The organism is Streptomyces axinellae, from assembly GCF_039532135.1.
GTDB classification, from domain to species: domain Bacteria; phylum Actinomycetota; class Actinomycetes; order Streptomycetales; family Streptomycetaceae; genus Streptomyces; species Streptomyces axinellae.
In genome coordinates, this window is sequence record NZ_BAAARJ010000031.1 from 12,396 (window position 1) to 30,698 (window position 18,303).

The 18,303-nt window shown below is 73.3% G+C and carries 17 protein-coding genes and 1 pseudogene; 8 read left to right on the forward strand and 10 right to left on the reverse strand.

Annotated elements, in window-relative coordinates:
- The first annotated feature begins 114 nt into the window (after window positions 1-114).
- Window positions 115-654 (forward strand): GbsR/MarR family transcriptional regulator, encoded by a 540-nt coding sequence (locus tag ABD339_RS31120; RefSeq protein ID WP_344570555.1) that lies wholly within the window; start codon window positions 115-117, stop codon window positions 652-654.
- A gap of 36 nt (window positions 655-690) precedes the next feature.
- Here the strand turns inward: ABD339_RS31120 and ABD339_RS31125 are convergent, their stop codons facing one another.
- Window positions 691-1,830, reverse strand: a complete 1,140-nt coding sequence (locus ABD339_RS31125) for a hypothetical protein (RefSeq protein WP_344570519.1) — start codon at window positions 1,828-1,830, stop codon at window positions 691-693.
- Between the two features lie 266 nt (window positions 1,831-2,096).
- Between ABD339_RS31125 and ABD339_RS31130 the strand changes: the two genes are divergently transcribed.
- Window positions 2,097-3,380 carry an adenylosuccinate synthase gene (locus ABD339_RS31130; protein WP_344570520.1) on the forward strand — a complete coding sequence of 428 codons (1,284 nt, stop codon included), beginning with the start codon at window positions 2,097-2,099 and terminating at the stop codon, window positions 3,378-3,380.
- 486 nt (window positions 3,381-3,866) lie between these two features.
- Window positions 3,867-4,172, forward strand: coding sequence for a hypothetical protein (locus ABD339_RS31135; RefSeq protein ID WP_344570521.1), 306 nt, complete (start codon window positions 3,867-3,869; stop codon window positions 4,170-4,172).
- A gap of 151 nt (window positions 4,173-4,323) precedes the next feature.
- Here ABD339_RS31135 and ABD339_RS31140 read toward each other — a convergent pair whose 3' ends face one another.
- The 5 genes from ABD339_RS31140 to yczE form a co-directional block, all read right to left on the reverse strand.
- Window positions 4,324-5,046: an alpha/beta hydrolase family protein gene (locus ABD339_RS31140; RefSeq protein WP_344570522.1), complete on the reverse strand. Its 723-nt coding sequence runs from the start codon at window positions 5,044-5,046 to the stop codon at window positions 4,324-4,326.
- Window positions 5,043-6,302 carry a kynureninase gene (locus ABD339_RS31145; RefSeq protein ID WP_344570556.1) on the reverse strand — a complete coding sequence of 420 codons (1,260 nt, stop codon included), beginning with the start codon at window positions 6,300-6,302 and terminating at the stop codon, window positions 5,043-5,045. Before ABD339_RS31145 ends, ABD339_RS31140 begins: the two co-directional genes overlap by 4 nt.
- An 82-nt stretch (window positions 6,303-6,384) precedes the next feature.
- Window positions 6,385-7,209 carry a tryptophan 2,3-dioxygenase family protein gene (locus ABD339_RS31150; RefSeq protein ID WP_344570523.1) on the reverse strand — a complete coding sequence of 275 codons (825 nt, stop codon included), beginning with the start codon at window positions 7,207-7,209 and terminating at the stop codon, window positions 6,385-6,387.
- Window positions 7,210-7,475: 266 nt separating this feature from the next.
- Window positions 7,476-7,889: a DUF3151 domain-containing protein gene (locus ABD339_RS31155; RefSeq protein ID WP_344570524.1), complete on the reverse strand. Its 414-nt coding sequence runs from the start codon at window positions 7,887-7,889 to the stop codon at window positions 7,476-7,478.
- A 159-nt stretch (window positions 7,890-8,048) separates the two neighbouring features.
- Entirely contained in the window at window positions 8,049-8,696 is a 648-nt protein-coding gene (gene yczE / locus ABD339_RS31160; protein ID WP_344570525.1) for a membrane protein YczE, read from the reverse strand.
- A gap of 235 nt (window positions 8,697-8,931) precedes the next feature.
- Between yczE and ABD339_RS31165 the strand changes: the two genes are divergently transcribed.
- The 4 genes from ABD339_RS31165 to ABD339_RS31180 are packed head-to-tail and all read left to right on the forward strand — an operon-like array spanning window position 8,932 to window position 12,873.
- Window positions 8,932-9,759 (forward strand): DUF6875 domain-containing protein, encoded by an 828-nt coding sequence (locus ABD339_RS31165; protein ID WP_344570526.1) that lies wholly within the window; start codon window positions 8,932-8,934, stop codon window positions 9,757-9,759.
- Window positions 9,756-10,631, forward strand: coding sequence for a tryptophan 2,3-dioxygenase (locus ABD339_RS31170; protein ID WP_344570527.1), 876 nt, complete (start codon window positions 9,756-9,758; stop codon window positions 10,629-10,631). The genes ABD339_RS31165 and ABD339_RS31170 overlap by 4 nt, the downstream gene beginning before the upstream one ends.
- Window positions 10,628-12,073, forward strand: coding sequence for a kynureninase (locus ABD339_RS31175; protein WP_344570528.1), 1,446 nt, complete (start codon window positions 10,628-10,630; stop codon window positions 12,071-12,073). The genes ABD339_RS31170 and ABD339_RS31175 overlap by 4 nt, the downstream gene beginning before the upstream one ends.
- On the forward strand, window positions 12,070-12,873 hold the full coding sequence (locus ABD339_RS31180; RefSeq protein ID WP_344570529.1) for an SDR family NAD(P)-dependent oxidoreductase: 804 nt from the start codon (window positions 12,070-12,072) through the stop codon (window positions 12,871-12,873). The genes ABD339_RS31175 and ABD339_RS31180 overlap by 4 nt, the downstream gene beginning before the upstream one ends.
- Before the next feature lie 243 nt (window positions 12,874-13,116).
- Here ABD339_RS31180 and ABD339_RS31185 read toward each other — a convergent pair whose 3' ends face one another.
- The 3 genes and pseudogenes from ABD339_RS31185 to ABD339_RS31195 all read right to left on the reverse strand — a co-directional run bounded on the left by ABD339_RS31185 (window position 13,117) and on the right by ABD339_RS31195 (window position 16,036).
- Window positions 13,117-13,398, reverse strand: coding sequence for a hypothetical protein (locus ABD339_RS31185; protein ID WP_344570530.1), 282 nt, complete (start codon window positions 13,396-13,398; stop codon window positions 13,117-13,119).
- 96 nt (window positions 13,399-13,494) lie between these two features.
- Window positions 13,495-14,689 (reverse strand): annotated as a pseudogene (locus ABD339_RS31190) (helix-turn-helix domain-containing protein).
- 345 nt (window positions 14,690-15,034) lie between these two features.
- Window positions 15,035-16,036: an NADP-dependent oxidoreductase gene (locus ABD339_RS31195; protein ID WP_344570557.1), complete on the reverse strand. Its 1,002-nt coding sequence runs from the start codon at window positions 16,034-16,036 to the stop codon at window positions 15,035-15,037.
- A gap of 183 nt (window positions 16,037-16,219) precedes the next feature.
- Between ABD339_RS31195 and ABD339_RS31200 the strand changes: the two genes are divergently transcribed.
- On the forward strand, window positions 16,220-16,777 hold the full coding sequence (locus tag ABD339_RS31200; protein WP_344570531.1) for a TetR/AcrR family transcriptional regulator: 558 nt from the start codon (window positions 16,220-16,222) through the stop codon (window positions 16,775-16,777).
- Window positions 16,778-17,048: 271 nt separating this feature from the next.
- On the opposite strand, the gene ABD339_RS31205 is transcribed toward ABD339_RS31200, so the two are convergent.
- Window positions 17,049-18,302: a MalY/PatB family protein gene (locus ABD339_RS31205; protein WP_344570532.1), complete on the reverse strand. Its 1,254-nt coding sequence runs from the start codon at window positions 18,300-18,302 to the stop codon at window positions 17,049-17,051.
- Window position 18,303: the final 1 nt, after the last annotated feature.

The following is an 18,303-nucleotide window of genomic DNA, read 5'->3' on the forward strand; positions in this document are numbered from 1 at the left end:
CTGAACGACGTGGCAGAACAACGGACGGAGACCAGCGCGAGCGACGGGACGCGTGCCGCCGACGGGACGCGTACCGCCGACGGGACGCGTGCCGCCGACGGGACCGGGCCGGACGTGCCGGGAGAGCCCGACGAGGAGGAGACCCGGCGGCACTACGACGAGAACGTCTCCCCCTTCGTCGAACGCTTCGCCGCCGACCTCACCGAAGCGGGCATGCAGCGCATGGCCTCCCGCGTCTTCGCCTGCCTCCTCGCCTCCGAGGAAGGCGCCTTGACCTCGGCCGAGCTGAGCGAACGCCTCCAAGCCAGCCCCGCCGCGATCTCCGGCGCCGTCCGCTACCTCGCCCAGGTCAACATGATCAGCCGCCAGCGCGACCGCGGCTCCCGGCGCGAGCGCTATCTGCTGCACCACGACGTCTGGTACAGCACGCTGCTCAACCGCGACAACCTCCTGACCCGCTGGCAGACCACCCTCCGTACCGGCGCCCGCACCCTCGGCAAGGACACCCCCGGCGGACGCCGCGTCAACGAGAGCGCGGAGTTCCTCAGCTTCCTGCAGTCCGAACTGGAAGCCCTGCTCAAGCGCTGGCACGAGTCCCGGGACGCCGCCCCCGGCCGCCCGGCACCGGCACCGGAGCGGGGCCCCCGCAGCTGAGCGTCCGGACGCCGGGCCCTCGGCCCGGCACCGGGCTCAGCCCTGGCGCGGGAGCACCAGCCGCCAGGCGCGCGGCAGAACCGTCCAGGTGCGGGTCCATACCGGGCCGCCCACCCGGGTGGTGTCGGCGCGGTAGCGGAACTCTCCGCCGGAGACGGTGACCGCCCGCGCCAGCGCCCGCACCGGGGAGGGGTCCATGGCGGGGCCGGTGCCCGGCCGCACGGTCACCTCGGCCAGGCCCCCGCCGTCCGTGGTGCGGACCGAGACCTCCGCCACCGGGTCGTCCAGGTCGGCCAGCAGCTCGCCGTCCGCCTCCACCCGCAGCGGCTGCGCCTCCGGTGGTACGGGCGACGGCCGCGGCACCCCGGCGAACGGCTCGGCCATCGCATCCCCGCCCCGCCCCGCCGCCGCGCGCACGCTCGGCGGCAGCACCGTACGCACCAGCGAGTGGCACACCCGGCGCCACGGGGGCCCGGGCTCCCACTTGGGCATCCGCTCCGGGACCCGGTCCTGGTCCTGGTCCCTGGCTCTGTCCTGGTCCCGCCCCTGGCCCCGGCCGCCGAAGGTGCCGGGTACCTGCGGACCGGAGCCGTACCCGGAGCCCGGCCCGCCGCCTCCCACCCCGCCGTGACCGTCCGCCTCACCGGCGTCCCCGGCCCCGTACCCGTCCCCGTCCCCGGCCCGGGATGGGGACGGTCCCGCCGGGGGCGGGAGCGCGGGGATGCGGAGTCCGCCGAGTACGACGTCGCCGCCGTCATCGACCAGCAGGTCGAGCGGCTGCTCGGCCCCGCTGAAGACGGAGCGCGCCGCCGAGACCGCGTCCAGCGGCAGCCCCAGCCCCCGGGCCAGCGCCACCGAGGGCCCGTTGCCGACCGGCACCACCGACAGCGCGGCCTGAGCCAGCTCGCGCTCGCCGTGCAGCAGCTGCACGGCACGCAGCAGGGCGCGGTCGTTGCCGACCAGCACCGGCCGCCTGCCGCCCCGCCGGGCCAGCGCCCGGGCCGCCTCCTCCGGCGCCTCGGGCAGGCACACCTTCAGCCCCGGCGAACCGGCGCGCAGCACATCGCGCGCGATACGCACGGACTCACCGTCCGTGAGCCGTGCGACCGGGTCGATGACGACGAGGAGCGGGGCCGGGGCGACGCCGTTCGCCCTCGCTGATTGTGGAGCCGACACCACGGTCCTTCCTCATACGTCCTCATACGCGCGCGTACGTCCGTCCATGCGTCCATGCATCCGTGCGTGCGTCCGTCCGTCCGTCCGGCGCAAGGCACTCCCCTGTTCGTCACCCGAGAGAGTTGTTGGGTAATCTCTCGGTGCAAGAGCCCCTGTCGCTGTTGCGCCAGGGGCTTCCTCTATCTGGGGCACCGGTCCACGGCTCTCGCGATGGCGAAAAGCGCCATGCACGTGGGACATGCCCCGCCCGGAAGGGGTGTACGCCTGTGCCCGCACTTGTGCTGCTCGGTGCTCAGTGGGGTGACGAAGGCAAGGGAAAGGCCACCGATCTGCTCGGCGGCTCGGTGGATTACGTGGTGCGCTACCAGGGCGGCAACAACGCCGGCCACACGGTCGTCGTCGGCGACCAGAAGTACGCGCTGCACCTCCTCCCTTCCGGAATCCTCTCCCCGGGATGTGTCCCGGTCATCGGCAACGGAGTCGTCGTCGATCCGTCGGTCCTGCTCTCCGAGCTGAGCGGACTGAACGAGCGCGGCGTCGACACCTCCAAGCTCCTGCTCAGCGGTAACGCCCACCTGATCACGCCGTATCACGCCACCCTCGACAAGGTGACGGAACGGTTCCTCGGCAAGCGCAAGATCGGCACCACGGGCCGGGGCATCGGCCCCTCCTACGCCGACAAGATCAACCGGGTCGGCATCCGCGTCCAGGACCTGTTCGACGAGTCGATCCTGCTGCAGAAGGTCGAGGCGGCGCTCGACTTCAAGAACCAGGTCCTCGCCAAGCTCTACAACCGCCGCGCGATCTCCCCGCAGCAGGTCGTGGACGAGCTGCTGGGCTACGCGGACCAGATCAAGGGCTACGTCGCCGACACCACCTTGATCCTCAACCAGGCCATCGACGACGACAAGGTGGTCCTCTTCGAGGGCGGCCAAGGCACGCTGCTGGACGTCGATCACGGCACGTATCCCTTCGTCACCTCCTCCAACCCGACGGCGGGCGGCGCCTGCACGGGGTCGGGCGTGGGCCCGACGAAGATCAGCCGGGTGATCGGCATCCTCAAGGCGTACACCACACGCGTCGGCGCCGGCCCCTTCCCCACCGAACTGTTCGACGAGGACGGCGAGGCGCTGCGGAGCATCGGCGGCGAGTTCGGCGTCACCACGGGCCGCAACCGCCGCTGCGGCTGGTTCGACGCGGTCATCGCCCGCTACGCGACCCGCGTCAACGGCCTCACCGACTTCTTCCTCACCAAGCTGGACGTGCTCACCGGCTGGGAGCGCATCCCGGTCTGCGTCGCCTACGAGATCGACGGCGAGCGCACCACCGAACTCCCCTACAACCAGAGCGACTTCCACCACGCCAAGCCGGTCTACGAGTACCTGCCCGGCTGGAGCGAGGACATCACGAAGGCCAAGACCTTCGCCGACCTCCCGAAGAACGCCCAGGCATACGTGAAGACCCTGGAGGAGATGTCCGGCGCCCCCATCTCCGCCATCGGCGTGGGCCCGGGCCGCGACGAAACGATCGAGGTCAACTCCTTCCTGTAACCCGGACGGCCCGCGCCGCCGGGCGGTACGCGAACCGGACCGCCCGGCGGGAGCGAGGAATGGGCGGCGCGGGCCGCCCGGCGGTACGGGGCCATCGACGCGACTCCGGCCCCGGCACTGCCAACAGCCTGCGGATGACTCCCCGCCCCTCCCCGCCGCCCGGCCCTCGCGCCCCCGGCCGGGTCTCACTCGCGCGGGTAACCGGCGCTGGAAGACCGTTCGAGCTTCGGGGAGGGTGCGGCTTCCCGGCCCGGTCGGGATCGTGCCGGAGACCGGAATCCTCAAGGAATACGTGCGCTGAGCCGTCGCCGCGCGCCTCGCGGTGAGCGGCGTGGGGCCGGTGCGGGGCCTTCGCGGGCGCGGGGATTCGCCCGGACGGCGGAGTCGTGTGGCGCGTGCGGACGAATAATGATCGTTCCTGGGTCCGCCGTGGAAATGGTTCCGGCGCAAGCACAGACCGCGCGTTCGAACCTGCAAGGAGCACTCATGCGCATCCGCACCGCGACCGCAGCCGCCGTTCTGGCCACCGCCGCCCTGTTCGGCTCCGCCGGGTCCGCCTTCGCCAGCGGTGGTGGCGACCACTACTACTCCGAGACGAACAAGAGGACCAACAACGTCAACTGGCAGCAGCGCGTCAACGACTTCAGCGATGCGGTCCTCGCGCGTCACATCAGCACCAGCGACAACGACTCGTACCACTCGCAGGACTGGACGAACACCAGGATCGACGGCAACTTCGTCAACAGCTTCAGCGGCAAGTTCGAGATGGGTGACTTCGAGATGGAGGACTGAGGTCCGCCTCTCCTCTCACGCGTCGGTCCGTCCGGCCCCGCACCGCGCGGGGCCGGACGCCCGCGTGTGAGAGCCGATGTGAGGGCCCGCGTGAGCGTGTGAAGGGCCGCGGGTGAGGCCCGCGTGAGGCCCGGCCCCGCGCGGTGCGGGCTCAGCGCAGGGACGAGGCCAGTACGTCGAAGGCGGGGGTGCGCGGCGTCATCGGCGCGTAGTGGCCGACGCCGGGCAGCAGATGCAGCCGACCACCCCAGTTGTTCGCGTAGCGCCGCGACTGCTCGATCGGTACGTCCCGGTCGGCCGTCCCGTGCAGGACCTCCACCGGGACGCGCGGCAGCAGCCGCATCGGGTCCGCGTCCGGCATCGCCTCGGCGACCTTGTCCTCGCCGCCGAGGAACTCGGCCACCGCGCCCTCGCTCAGCCACAGGTCGTGCGCCCGCTCCAGATCGGCGAGGGGCGCCACGACAACCGCCCGGCCCGCGGCCCGCGCCCGCTTGGACGCCGCCCACAGCGCCAACTGGCCCCCGGAGGAGTGCCCCACCAGCACGCTCGGTGGCGCACCCAGGTGTTCGAGCGCGGCATCGACGTCCTCGGCGGTCGTGGGCCAGCCCCCGCCGCCGCCCACCCGGCGGTACTCGACGAGCGCCACCGACATGCCCCGCTCCGCCAGCGCGGCGGCGAACGGCGACAGATGCGTTCTGTCCCAGCTCTCGCGCCAGAAGCCGCCGTGCAGCACCACGATCCGCTTGCCGGCGCCGCCGACGCCGTACAGGTCGATGACCTGTGACGGGTGCGGGCCGTACCGCTCCTGGCTCTCCGGCGGCATCGGGTCGAGTGCCAGCAGTGCCGTGCACTCCGCGTCGCTCGTCGTGGTCATCGTGGCCCCCCGGTCACTTCGCCCAGAACGCGAGCCGCCCGCTCGGCGTCCTCGAAAGAAGTGTAGAGCGGGGTGAATCCGAAGCGGAGTACGCCGGGATACCGGAAATCCCCGATCACCCCGTGCGCCGCCAGCTCCTTCATCACCCGCTCGGCCTCGTCCGCCGGGTCGCACAGCAGCGCGACCTGGCTGCCGCGCCGGGCGTGCTCCCGGGGCGTGAGCGACGTCAGCGAGACGGCGGCGCCGGGCGGGACCAGCTCGCCCACCCGGCGCAGGAAGAAGTCCGTCAGCGCCAGCGACTTGGCCCGTACGTCCTGGACGCGCACCCCCTCCCACACGCGCAGGGCCTCCTCCAGCGCGGACAGGGACAAGATGTCGGGTGTCCCCACGCGCCCGCGCCCCGCGCCCGCGGCGGGCTCGTAGGCGGCGGCCATGGCGAACGGCTCGGCGTGCGAGTTCCAGCCCGGGAGCGGGGAGTCGAAGCGGGGCTGGAGGCCGCGCCGTACGTACAAGAAGGCGGGCGAGCCGGGCCCGCCGTTGAGGTACTTGTACGTGCAGCCGACGGCGAGATCGACGCCGTGCGCGTCCAGCCCGAGGGGCAGGGCGCCGGCGCTGTGGCACACGTCCCACACGGACACCGCGCCCGCGGCGCGCACGGCGGCCGTCAGCGCGGGCAGGTCGTGCAGTTCGCCGGTGCGGTAGTCCACGTGGTTGAGCAGCACCGCCGCGGTGCGCGGTCCGACGGCCGAGGGCACGTCGGCGGCCGGTACCGGTCGCAGGGTGCAGCCGGTGAGCCGCGCGGCGGAGGCGGCGATGTAGCCGTCCGTGGGGAACGTCGCCTGGTCGACGAGCAGTTCGGTGCGCTGGGGGGCAGCCCCGGGCACCCCGGTCTCCCCCGCCTGGGCGATGCGGACGGCGCCCACGGTGGCCTTGAACAGGTTCACGCTCGTGGAGTCGGCCACCACCACCTGTCCCGGCGCCGCACCGAGCAGCGGCGCCACCAATTCGCCCACCCGTTCGGGAGCGTCCCACCAGCCCGACTCCGTCCACGAGCGGATCCGCAGCCGCCCCCACTCCCGCTCCACCACGTCCGCGACCCGCGCGGGCACCGAACCGGGCAGCGCGCCGAGGGAGTTGCCGTCCAGGTAGACGGTGCCGGGGTCGAGGACGAACCGCTCACGGAGCGCGGCGAGGGGGTCGCGCCGGTCGAGGGAGCGTGCCGACTCGTCCCCGTACGCCGTATCCCCGTACGCCATATCCCCGTCCGTCACGTCCCCGTCCGCCATATCCCCGTCCGCCGACTTGTCCGGCCCGGAAGGGGTGGGGCCGGTGCTCGGCTCAGACATGGCTGCGTGCCGTCCACAGCTCGGGGAAGACCTGCTTGGCGGCCCGTTTCTCCAGCCAGGCGACGCCGGAGGAGCCGCCCGTACCGGTCTTGGCGCCCATCGCCCGCCGCGTCGCCACCAGGTGATCGTTGCGCCAGCGCCACACCAACTCCCCGACCTCCGTCAGCCCCTCCCCCAGGCGGTAGGCGAGGTCCTGCGGGTCGCCCGCGTAGATGCCGGCCCAGACGGCCTCCACGCCCGGGTCCGGCGCGTAGCACCGGGTGACGTCGCGGCCCAGCACCGCCTCGGGGACGGGTGCGCCGCGCCGGGCGAGGAAGCGCAGCGCCTCGTCGTACAGGCTCGGCTCGTGAAGCGCCTTCTCCAACTCGGCGTGCACCCGGGGCGAGCCCCGGTGCGGCACCAGCATCGAGGCGGACTTCTCGCCCAGCAGGAACTCCATGCGCCGGTACATCGCCGACTGGAAGCCGGAGCCGTCACCGAGCGCCGAGCGGTAGGCGTTGAAGCGCGCGGGCGTCAGATGAGCCAGCGGCTCCCAGGACGCGTTGAGGGCGTGCAGCTCGTACGTGGAGCGCGTCAGCGCGTCCAGTGCGCCGGGTGCGTCGTCGTCCCGCAGACAGCCGCCCGCCGTCTGCCACTCGTGCACGATGACGGTGAACCACAGCTCCATGACCTGGGTCGTGACCAGGAACGCCAGCTCGCCGGGGTCGTCGGAGAGCGGATGCTGGAGGTGGGTGAGCAGGTCCGCCTGGACGTAGTCCTCGTACGGAGTCGTGCCCGTGAAGTCGAGTTCGGGGAAGTCGGCCGGCTCGTGCGACATCGCTGTCTCCACAACATGAGCTTCCGGGTAGCGGTCCGCCCCTTCCCGATCGACGTCGGAGCCCCGGTCCCCTCGGGCCTGATGGCCCACTTCGCATGATGCGCGCAACGCGACGGCGGCGGCAAGGCCCCACGCTCGCGGGGGCCACCCGCGGTGGCCCACGGGGTCGCCCGCGTAGCCCACGGGTCGCCCGCGAGGGTCGCTCACCGCCGCCGCGCCGCGCTGACCGGCCACAAGGCCGGAATCGCCGCTAGTGCCTCCCGGCACTAGCCCAGCGTGGCCGCCGCCGTCGGTGAGCTGTCCTTCAGGAAGGACGTGCACCGCTCGTACTCCTCCTGCTCCCCGATGGCACCGGCCGCGCGCGCCAGCGCGTGCAGGGCCCGCAGAAAGCCGCGGTTCGGCTCGTGTTCGAAGGGCACGGGGCCGTGCCCCTTCCAGCCGCTGCGGCGCAGCGCGTCGAGCCCCCGGTGGTAGCCGGTGCGCGCGTACGCGTACGACTCGACGGTGCGGCCCGCCTCGAAAGCGTCATCGGCGAGCTGTGCCCACGCCAGCGAGGACGTGGGGTACTTCGCGGCGACCTCCGCGGGTGCCGTCCCGGAGGCGAGCAGGTCCCTCGGCTCCGGGTCTTCGGGGAGATGGGTCGGGGGCGGTCCCCCGAGCAGATTTTCGTGAATGCCCATGGGCTCCAGTGTGCCTCGTCCTGGCCGGGGCCTGTACGGGTGCCCTGCGGGCTGCGGTGGGCTCTTTCCTGGTGCTGAGTACGGGGTGCCCCTGTTTGTGGGGTGCAGGGTGCGCGTCGCTTGTGGCTGAGCGCGCCGTTCCCCGCGCCCCTGCGGGGGCTATGCCGGAGGAGTCGGCTCGGGCAGGGCGAAGGCTCGTTGGAAGAACTGGATCAGGGGGCCGATGGTCAGGGCGTAGACCAGCGTGCCGATGCCGATGGAGCCGCCCAGCAGGAAGCCGGTCGCCAGTACCGCGATCTCGATCACCGTCCGCACCGCGCGCGTGGAGCGGCCGGTCACCCGGCACAGGCCCGTCATGAGGCCGTCGCGCGGGCCGGGGCCGAAGCGGGCCGCGATGTAGAGGCCGGTCGCCGCGCCGCTGAGGACGAGGGCCGCCAGGAACAGCGGGACGCGCACCGCCAGCGGCTGCGGGGTGGGCGTCAGGCGCAGCGTCGTGTCCATGGCCAGGCCCACCAGCAGCACGTTGGAGACGGTGCCGATGCCGGGCCTCTCCCGCAGCGGTATCCACAGCAGCAGCACGGTGGCGGAGGCCAGGATGACGACCGTACCGATGCTCAGCCCGGAGTGCTCGGCCACGCCCTGGTGGAAGACGTCCCAGGAGTTGAGGCCCAGCCCGGCGCGCAGTTGCAGGGCGACGCTGGCGCCGAGCAGCACGAGCCCGGCGTAGAGCTGGCAGATCCGGCGCGGGAGGTGCGGGTGGGGGCCGGGCCAGGGCACGCGGCGGGCGAGGGGGCGAGGTGGGCGCACCCGCTCATCCTGGCGTGACCGGCCCCGCCGGACGGCCGCTAGCGCCGGGCCCGCGAGCCCGCAAGCACGTAAAAGCGGCCACTTCCCACCACTCCGTCCTGGCGCCACCCGCCCCAGCCGCCCCTCGGCTCCCGCCCCACCTGGTCTCTCGCCCGGTGGGCATGCCCCTGGCACCTCGCCACGATGACGGAGAACGGCCTGCCGGGGCCGCTTCTCGTGCCGTGATTCTTGCGGCATGGACACACGGGGCGAGGACACACGGGGCACCGGTACACGGGACGAGGAGAGCGGCATACGAGGCGGGGGCGGCAAGCGGAACGGGGGCAGGGACGAGGAGAGCGGCATACGCGGCGGGGGCGGCGAACGGAACGGGGGCAGGGACGAGGAGAGCGGCATACGCGGCGGGGGCGGCGAACGGAACGGGGGCAGGGACGAGGACGGGTACGGGGCGGCGTCGCCGCTGGGGCGGCAGGCGTGGCGCTGGTTCGAGGACTTCCTGTGCAGGCCGCACGCGGAGATCGGGCGGGAGGGCCACGTCTGCCCGTTCGTGGGCCCGGCGATCGGTGCCGGCACGCTGCGCGTCGAGGAGTGGGAGACCGGACCGGAGCCCGGCGCCGAGGAGTTGACGGCGCTGGTGCACCGCATGGCCGACACGTTCGAGCACACCCAGTGGGCGGGCCGCAACCGCACCCTGCACGCGCTGGTCGTCGTCCTGAACGGCCTGGCCGCCTCGGCGCTCCCGCAGATGGACGAGGCACACCGCCGGGCCAAGCCGCAGCTCGTCCGCCGTTACCTGATGCTGGGCCAGTTCCATCCGGCGTGCGACGAACGCGCGGCCCGCAACCCGGAGTTACCCGTCTCGCGCGCCCCCGTCCCGATGTTCGCGCTGCGCAACATGGCCTTCCACGACGTGCTGTTCCTCGACGAGAACCCCGAGTGGTTCCGGGCCTACGCGGAGCGCTTCGGCCGCCGGTACACGTCCGCCGCCTCACTGCCCGACCCGCTGTTCGCCGACCGCTACGCGCGGGCGCGCGAGAAGTGGCTCGCGGGGTGCGGCGCGTGAGGGACCTGGGCTCGGGCAGCGACGCGGAACGCGCCCGCCTCGCCGCCAGGGGCGAGGGCTGCCCCCTGGTCGATTTCGACGGCGGCTCCACCCCCTACATCGACTACCAGAGCATCACCGTGTTGCTCTCCCTCCAGCAGCCGCGCTCCGAAGAGCCGGCCGAGCTGCCGTTCTACATCCTCGGGCAGGTCAAGGAGCTGCTGTTCAAGCTCCTGTACGAGGAGTTGACACGGGTCCGCGCGCTGCTGGACGCGGACGAGGTGCCGCAGGCGGTATGGCTGCTGCGCCGGGTGCGCAAGGTGGCGGACCTGCTGTGCTCGACGTGGGACGTGCTGGGTTCGCTGGCGCCCACGGAGTTCAACGCCTTCCGCGACAGCCTGGGCAAGGCGTCCGGGCTCCAGTCGTACATGTACCGGATGGTGGAGTACGTCCTCGGCAACAAGGACCCCGTCCTCGCCCGACCCCACCAGGGCGTACCGGGCGTGGCCGAACAGGTGCGCGCGGCGCTGGAGGAGCCCAGCGTGTACGACGCCGCCGTGGCGCTGCTCGCCCGGCGCGGAGCGCCGATCCCCCCGGCGGCCCTGCGCCCCGAACCCGCCCGCACCCACGAGCCCAGCGACGAGATCGAGCACGCCTGGGCCGGGGTGTACGCGGCCGGACGAGGCCCGGGCGACGAACTGTTCCTGCTGGCCGAGGCCCTGATGGACGTGGCCGAGGCGATGTGCCGCTGGCGGGCCCTGCACCTGCTCACGGTCGAGCGGATCATCGGCACGAAGCCGGGCACCGGCGGCACACACGGCGTGGCCTGGCTGCGCCGCGTCAGCGAACACCGGTTCTTTCCCGAACTCTGGTCAGCGAGGGGGCGGTTATGACGACGACGGGGCGCACGAAGCCGGATGAAGGCGGGGCGACCGAGGCGGATGAGGCCGACCCGAGCGGCCCCGCACCGTACGGCACGGACCCGAACGGCTCGGACCCGAACGGCCCCGCACCGTACGGCGTGGGGCTCGACGAGGTGCGCGCGCTGGACGCGGACGACCCGCTGGCCACCTTCCGGGCCCGCTTCGCACCCGTACCCGAAGGGCTGATCTTCCTCAACAGCGCCTCGCTGGGCCGCCTGCCGACCGCCACGGCCGACGAGACCGACGCGCTGGTACGCGGCCAGTGGGGCGACCGGCTCGCGCAGGCCCGCACCCAGTGGCTGGACCTGCCGCAGCGCGTGGGCGACGAGCTGGCCGCCACGGTGCTGGGCGCCCGGCCCGGCGAAGTGGCCGCCTCCGACTGCACCAGCGTCAACCTCTACAAGCTGGGCGCAGCCGCCTTGCGCGCCCGGCCCGGCGCCGTGGTCATCGACGACGACAACTTCCCCACCGACCAGTACGTACTGGCCGGCCTCGCCGAGGAGTACGGCCGCGAGCTGCGCACCGTGCGCACCGACCCCGACCTGGGCCCGACCCCCGCCCAGCTCCGCGACACCCTCGGCGCTCTCCGTACCGGCGCAAGCGGCGGTACCGGGGCCGCGCTCGTCTCCCTCTCCCTGGTCTCCCACCGCTCCGGCGCGCTCCGCGACATACGGGCCGTCCAGGAGGCCGCCCACGCGGCGGGCGCGCTGGTGCTGTGGGACCTGAGCCACGCGGTGGGCGCCGTACCGCTGCGGCTCACCGAGGACGGCGCCGACCTGGCGGTGGGCTCCACGTACAAGCACCTGTGCGGCGGCCCCGGCGCGCCCGCGCTCCTGTACGTCCGCGAGGACCTCCAGGCCCGTCTCACCCAGCCCGTCCAGGGCTGGTACGGGCACCGCGAACAGCTCGCCATGCGCCACGACTTCGACCCCGATCCCAGCATCCGCCGCTTCCTGACCGGCTCCCCTCCCGTGCTCTCCCTGGCCGCCCTGCGGCCCGCGCTGCGCCTGCTGGGCGAGGCGGGCACGGAACGGATCCGCGCCAAGAGCCTCGCGCTGACGGGCCTGTTCCAGCGCCTGGCCGCCGACCTGCTGTCCCCCCACGGCTTCCGCCTCGCGGGCCCGGCGGACCCGGCCGCCCGCGGCGGCCACCTCACCTACGCGCACCCGCAGGCCCGCCGCCTGGTGCCGCTGCTGGCCGAACGCGCGGGCGTACTCGTGGACTACGGCGCCCCGGGCCGCCTCCGCGCCTCGCCCGCACCGCTGTCCACCCGCTTCGAGGACGTGTACGAGGCGGTACACCGCATCCGGCACCTACTGGACGAGGCGCCCGGCGACCTGTCCGGCGAACCTTCCGGTGGCGCACCGGACTTCGCACCGGACCGTCCCCTCGACGAGGAGGAATCCGCGTGACCGCCACCACCGGAACCACCGAAGCACGCCCCCGCAGAAGGCTGCTGGTCACCGGCGCCTCCCGCGCCAAGGGCATCGGCGCGGCCGTGGCCGCCGTACACGCCGAACGCGGCGACGCCGTCGCCGTGCACTGCCGGGCCGACAAGGCCGCCGGCGAATCCGTCGTCGCGAGCCTGCCGGGGAAGGGCCATGCGCTGGTCACCGGGGACCTGGGCGACCCGGAGTCGGCCGCCCGGATCTTCGACGAGGCGGTCGCCGCGCTCGGCGGCGTGGACATCCTCGTCAACAACGCGGCCGTACACGTCGAGCACCCGATCACCACCACGCCCTACGCGCAGTGGTGCGCCCTGTGGGAGCGCACCCTGAACGTGAACCTGCTGGGCGCCGCCCACCTCTCCTGGTGCTTCGCCCGCCACCTCATCGACCGCCCCGACGGCCCGGCGGGCGGACGCCTGGTGATGGTCGGCTCGCGCGGCGGCTACCGGGGCGAGCCGGAGGTCCCCGCGTACGGCGCCAGCAAGGCCGCCATGCACGCCCTCGCCCAGTCCCTGGCCGTCGCCCTGGGCCCCCACCGCATCGCCGTAGCCGCCCTCGCCCCCGGCTTCACCCGCACCGACTTGACGGAGGACCTCCTCGACAGCCCCGAGGGCGAACACATCGTGGCCCAGCACCCCATCGGCCGCGTCGCCGAACCCCGCGACATCGCCGAAGCCGTCGCCTGGTTCACCTCGGACTCCCCCGGCGCGGAATGGGCGACAGGCGCCGTACTGGACCTGAACGGGGCGTCGTACCTGCACTGAGGCCGGTCTTCCCGGAGGGGGCCGGGTGTGACGGGAGGTACGGGCGACCAGACAGGTCAGGGACCAACGGCGGACTTCAGGTCGTATCCCGCACCCGCCCCTCGCGGCATCAGGGGCACGCGCACGGCGGATACTCCAGCGGGCGGCCGAGCGGCTGCGGCGGCTTGTCCTCACCCGCCCGGATGAGGAGCCGCCGGCCCCACGTGCGCCCGGAGTCAAGGGAGATGCGAAGAGTCATCCTCGTCACGGCCGCACCCCCGGAATGCGCGTACGGAGCCAGATCCGGCGGGCGGCGTCGTAGGCGTCCCGTTCGGCGGCCGTGGCCGGCCGGAGGTCGCCGAGACCGGGGGCCCACTCGTAACCGGTGTGCGCCACCAGCAGGACCCGGCCGCCATCGAGCGCTGTCCGCACCCGGCCCACCCGCGCCCGCCCCGCCGGGCTCACCCGCGCCGCGCGCTCTTCCGCGAGGTATGCGCCAGGGGCGGGCCGTCCGGTGCCCCGGCTGTCCTGTGGTGCGGCATCCATGACTGCCCTCTGCTCGTCGGTGACGGGTGCTCACCGACGGTAGGGGCGCGGGCAGGGTGGCGGGGTCACAGTTTGTGCCCCTTCGTACTCCGCTGTTCAGGCGGCCAACACGCCGATCTTCACAGCGAGTCGGGAGGCGCGGCGGCGCCGGGCCGGGCTCTTGGCCTCGGCTTCCTCCAGCACGATCCTCCGGGCGTAGCCGTTGTAGCGGATCGTCTCCGGCGCGGCCTCGAACGCCTTGTCCAGTGTTGCCAGCGCCATCTCGGGCTTGCCCGTCGAGGTGATGGCCGCGCGCCTCCTCGATGCGGTGGCGCGCACGGCGCGGGCGGGAGGGGATGGTGGTCGCGTCCGTTGCCGCCGCCTGCCGGACGCTCTCCCCGCCCGCGTGCAGCTCGACAGCGACCGTCACCGCGTGCGCGCCCATGATGGCCCGCGAGAAGGAGGTGACCGGGTGGTAGTAGGCGGCGGGCAGGCGCGCGGCCTTGTCCCTCGCCTTGTCCCACCAGCTCCACGCGCAGCCGACATCGCCCCGCCGTGCCGCCGTGTACCCGGCTTCGAACTGGAGGGCGCCGGTGATCGCGAGCACGTCGTCGGAGGCGTCCGGCAGCAGCGGTGTCAGGAACTCCAGCGTCGCCATGGTGATGTCGTCGGCCGCGTCGAAATGGGCGGGCCCGCTGTCCCGGTGAGCCTGGGCGGTGAGCCAGGCCGCGACGCCGAGGGCATGCGGGTCCTCGGACTCCTGCGCGGCGACCATGCCGCGCTCCGCGACACGCCACAGCAGAGACGGGTCCGGCTGGTAGGCGACGAAGAACTGGGTGAGGCTGTAGGTCTCCGAGAGCACAGCCTGTGCCGTACGGCGCTCGGCTGCCGAGTCGGCCTGTCGCGCGGCGAGTTGGGCATCCCGGAGCAGGCAGGGGAGCAGGGCGCCGATGACCTCACGGTGGTGGGGCGCCTGGTGCCGGGCGGCCCAGGCCCGTGCGAGCCGCGCGGCAAGGTGTTCGGGAGGCGGCGCGTCCGTGTCCGCGCCGACGGGGAACGCGTTGACCGCGGCGGCCACCGCGGGAAGGCGACGGTGCCCGGGACCGGCGAACAGCTCCAGGCCACGCGCCTGTTCCCCGGTCAGCTCCGACAGGGAGCGGACCCGCAGGGCCTCGGCGATGCGCAGGATCATCGGCAGTTTGGGGGTCTTGAGCCGCCCGTTCTCGACCTGCTTGACCCAGCTCGGCGACATACCGAGCAGACCGGCCAGCACGGTGCGGGGCATGCCGCGGCGTTCACGGAGGAGCTGCATCCGCTGGCCGAACGCCAACGGCTCGACATGTGGTTCCGGGGATTCGTTCGCTGGCGACACGGCCTGGCCCCTCTCTGCGCACCTCGACACCGTCAGGGTAGGGGGACGATGCCCCACCCGGGACGTGAGCGCGTGATCCGGCGCCGGAGCGGGCCGTGGTTCGGGCCCGCCAGGACCCGGGGATTCGGGCCCCCAGGACCCCCGGGGGCCCGGACCGCCAGAACCCGAGGGTTCGGCCGGCCAGAGCGTGGCCCCTGGCGTCCCGGGCCCAGACGCCCGGACGCCCGCCGCCCGGGCGGAACCCCGCACCCCCATGAGGCGCCCGCCGTCGCACCGGCGAACCGCTCACGCCTGAGCGACCGTCAGCACGATCTTGCCCCGGATATGCCCGCGCGCAGCGCGCTCGTGGGCGGCTCGGGCGTCCGCGAGGACAAACGTGCTGTCGATCGCGACGCGGAGCGTGCCGTCGTCGAGCAGCCGCCCCAGCTCGGCGAGTTGCGCGCCGTTCGAGCGGACCTGGGTGCCGGAGACCGTGACGCCCAGCCGCGCGGTCTCCTCGTCGTCGAACTCGCCGAAGAACACCGGGAACAGCGCGCCGCCGCGCTTGAGCGTGCGCAGGAAGCGTCGGCTGCCGCTGCCTCCAACCGCATCGAGTACGAGGTCGAGATCGCGGACGGATTCCTCGGGACGGTTCCTGGTGTAGTCGATGAACTCGTCCGCGCCGAGTTCGCGCAGGAACGGTTCGTGCCCGCCCGAGGCCACCGCGGTGACGTGTGCGCCGTGCCACTTGGCGAGCTGTAGTGCGAAGTGGCCCACGCCGCCCGCGGCGCCGTTGACGAGGACCCTCGTGCCGGGGCCGAGTGCGACCGGGCGGTGCCGGGCCGCCTGGAAGGGCGAGGGGTGGTCGTGGCCGAGTTCGATCAGGAACTGCCACGCGGTGAGACTGGCCATGGGCGCCCCGGCGGCGTGCACGTGGTCGATGCCGGCCGGCTTGAGCGCGAGGTCCGACGCGGGGGCCGTCACGTACTCGGCGTATGTGCCGCCGTCGAAGCCGGGGAAGCGGAGCAGGCCGAAGACCTCGTCACCGGCGGAGAAGCCGTCCACGTCGGGGGCGACGGTCTCGACGACGCCCGACATGTCCGTGCCCGGGATGACGGGCAGCGTGAACTTCGGCCTCGTCTCCGGCGGGAGGTTGGACATCCCGTCCCGCAGGTACCAGTCGGGCGGATTGACGCCGACGGCGTGTACGCGGACGAGCACCTCCCCCGGCCCCGGCTCCGGGATCGGCACCTCGTCCTGGCGCAGCACCTCGGGGCCGCCGTGCTCATGGAGGCGGACCGCCCGCATCGTGCGGGTCGGCGTGGTCGGCGTGGTCGGCGTGGTTGACATCTTTTTCCCCTGCTCGTGGTGCGCGATACGCTTGATTCGGATCAGCGGTCCACATAAGCGAACCACTGACCCGAATATATGGACCACTGATCCGGATAGTCAAGCAGCGGGCAGCCGACAGCGGCAGTCGAGGAGAGGCAGATGCGAGCCGACGCAAGAAAGAATCACGACCACCTCCTCGCGGTGGCGGGCGCCGCCATCACCGAACAGGGCGTCGACGTGTCGCTGCGCGACATCGCCCGCCGGGCGGGCGTCGGGCTCGCGACGCTGCTGCGCCACTTCCCGACGCGCGAGGCACTGCTCGACGCCCTGTTGCGCACGCACTTCGACGAACTCACAGCGAGGGCGGCCCAGTTGGCCGAGGCGCCGATGCCTCCCGAAGACGCTCTCGCCCGGTGGCTGCGCGACTGTGTGGCAGTCGCGCGGGAGTACCGGGGTGTGACCACGCTGATGGCAGCCGCCATCGAGGAACCCGAATCCGCGCTCCACGCGTCCTGCGTCGCCATGCGCGCGGCCGGCGCGCGGCTCCTCACCCGCGCCCAGGAGGCGGGCACGGCGCGGGACGACATCGACGGCACCGACCTGTTCGCGCTGGTGGCGGCGCTCGCCTGGCTCGGCGATCAGCCTGCCCTCGCGCCACGCGCCGAGCGCCTCTCCGAGGTGGTCACGAGCGGGATCCTGACGGGCAAAGAGTCCTGACGGGCAAGGACTCCGGACGGGCAAGGGCCCTGACGGGCGGCGAGGGGCCCGGTCAGGGGCGACGAGCGCGGCAAGCGCCCCGGCCAAGGGGGCCGAGCGCGGCGCGGGCAGGGGTGGCGTGCGGCCCGGCCAGGGGGCAAGCGTCCCGGCCGAGGGGCTGACGCTGACGCCCCCTCGGGCCCGTAGCCGAAACCGTCGCCCCGGGGAACAGGGACTGCGCCCCACACGCGGGCCCCAGCCCAATCCAGCCCCGCCCCGCGCAGCGGTCAGCTCACCGCAGCCGCCGCAGCGCCCGCACCAGCGCGTCCACCCCCGCCTCCGCCTTCGTGCGCGGGCAGCCGACATTGAGCCGTACGAACCCGGCCCGGCCGTATGCCGTACCCGGCATGATCGCCACCTTCTCCCCCTCGATCAGCTCCCGTTGGAGCACCGCGTCGTCCACAGCCAGTGGACGGAGGTCGATCCAGGCGAGGTATCCGGCCTCGGGCGGGGCCCAGTCCAGGGCGGGGAAGGCGGTGTTCAGGCGTTCCGCGACCATCGCCAAGTTGCCCCGTACATACGTGCGCAGCGCGTCCAGCCAGGGCGCGCCCTGACGGTATGCGGCGATGTGCCCGACGACCGAGAGGACGGCGGGCGAGGAGAGTCCGTCGGCCTCCTTCAGGGCCCGCAGGTAGGCATCGCGGGTCGCAGGGTCGGCGATGATGCCGTAACTCCCCGTCAGTGCGGGGATGTTGAAGGACTTCGAGGCCGAGGTGACCACGGCCCAGCGTCCGCCCGGTGCTCCGTGGAGCGCCCACGGGCGGTGGGTGTGGGGCGGGTGGACGAGGTCGGAGTGGATCTCGTCGCTGATGACGGCGACACCGTGCCGCGCGCACAGCTCCGCCGTCCGCGCCAGTTCGTCCCGCGTCCACACCCGGCCTGTGGGGTTGTGCGGCGAGCACAGGAGCAGCACGGCGGTGTCGGGCAGCGCGAGCAGCCGCTCCAGTTCCCGGCCGTCCGGGTCCTCCACCGGGCAGCCGCGCAGCTCGCGACCGTGCGCGGCGATGGTCTTCGGGAACGCGTCGTAGGTCGGCGTGTGCACGACGATCCCGTCCCCCGGCTGCGACCACAGCCGCAGCAGCTGCGAGATCTGGTAGATCACGGAGGGGCCGTAGACCACGGAGCCGGGGTCCACGGGGGTGTCGTACCGCGCCGCGTACCAGTCGGTGACGGCGGAGAGGAAGTCCGCGTGCCGCCAGCGCGAGTATCCGAGTACGCCGTGCGCCAGGCGGGTCCGCAGCGCGGCCAGTACCTCCGGCGCGGTCTCGAAGTCCATGTCGGAGATGGTGAAGGGCAGCAGCCCGGGGACGCCGAAGCGGTCCTCGACGTAGTCCCACTGGGTGCACCAGGTGCCGTGCCGGTCCACGACCCGGTCGAAGTCGTAGCCCTCGACCGCGCCGGGGCCGTGGCCCTCCCCGTGGTCCTCGCCCTCCCCGTGATCCTCGCTGTCCTCGTGATCCTCGCCGTCCTCACCGCCGTACGCCATG

What these genes read in the sequence shown, in the direction of transcription:
- ABD339_RS31135 (WP_344570521.1), top strand. Translation starts at nt 3,867, where the DNA reads ATGCGCATCCGCACCGCGACCGCAGCCGCCGTTCTGGCCACCGCCGCC.
- ABD339_RS31140 (WP_344570522.1), bottom strand. Translation starts at nt 5,046, where the DNA reads ATGACCACGACGAGCGACGCGGAGTGCACGGCACTGCTGGCACTCGAC.
- ABD339_RS31145 (WP_344570556.1), bottom strand. Translation starts at nt 6,302, where the DNA reads ATGGCGTACGGGGATACGGCGTACGGGGACGAGTCGGCACGCTCCCTC.
- ABD339_RS31150 (WP_344570523.1), bottom strand. Translation starts at nt 7,209, where the DNA reads ATGTCGCACGAGCCGGCCGACTTCCCCGAACTCGACTTCACGGGCACG.
- ABD339_RS31155 (WP_344570524.1), bottom strand. Translation starts at nt 7,889, where the DNA reads ATGGGCATTCACGAAAATCTGCTCGGGGGACCGCCCCCGACCCATCTC.
- ABD339_RS31165 (WP_344570526.1), top strand. Translation starts at nt 8,932, where the DNA reads ATGGACACACGGGGCGAGGACACACGGGGCACCGGTACACGGGACGAG.
- ABD339_RS31175 (WP_344570528.1), top strand. Translation starts at nt 10,628, where the DNA reads ATGACGACGACGGGGCGCACGAAGCCGGATGAAGGCGGGGCGACCGAG.
- ABD339_RS31185 (WP_344570530.1), bottom strand. Translation starts at nt 13,398, where the DNA reads ATGGATGCCGCACCACAGGACAGCCGGGGCACCGGACGGCCCGCCCCT.
- ABD339_RS31195 (WP_344570557.1), bottom strand. Translation starts at nt 16,036, where the DNA reads ATGCGGGCGGTCCGCCTCCATGAGCACGGCGGCCCCGAGGTGCTGCGC.
- ABD339_RS31200 (WP_344570531.1), top strand. Translation starts at nt 16,220, where the DNA reads ATGCGAGCCGACGCAAGAAAGAATCACGACCACCTCCTCGCGGTGGCG.
- ABD339_RS31205 (WP_344570532.1), bottom strand. Translation starts at nt 18,302, where the DNA reads ATGGCGTACGGCGGTGAGGACGGCGAGGATCACGAGGACAGCGAGGAT.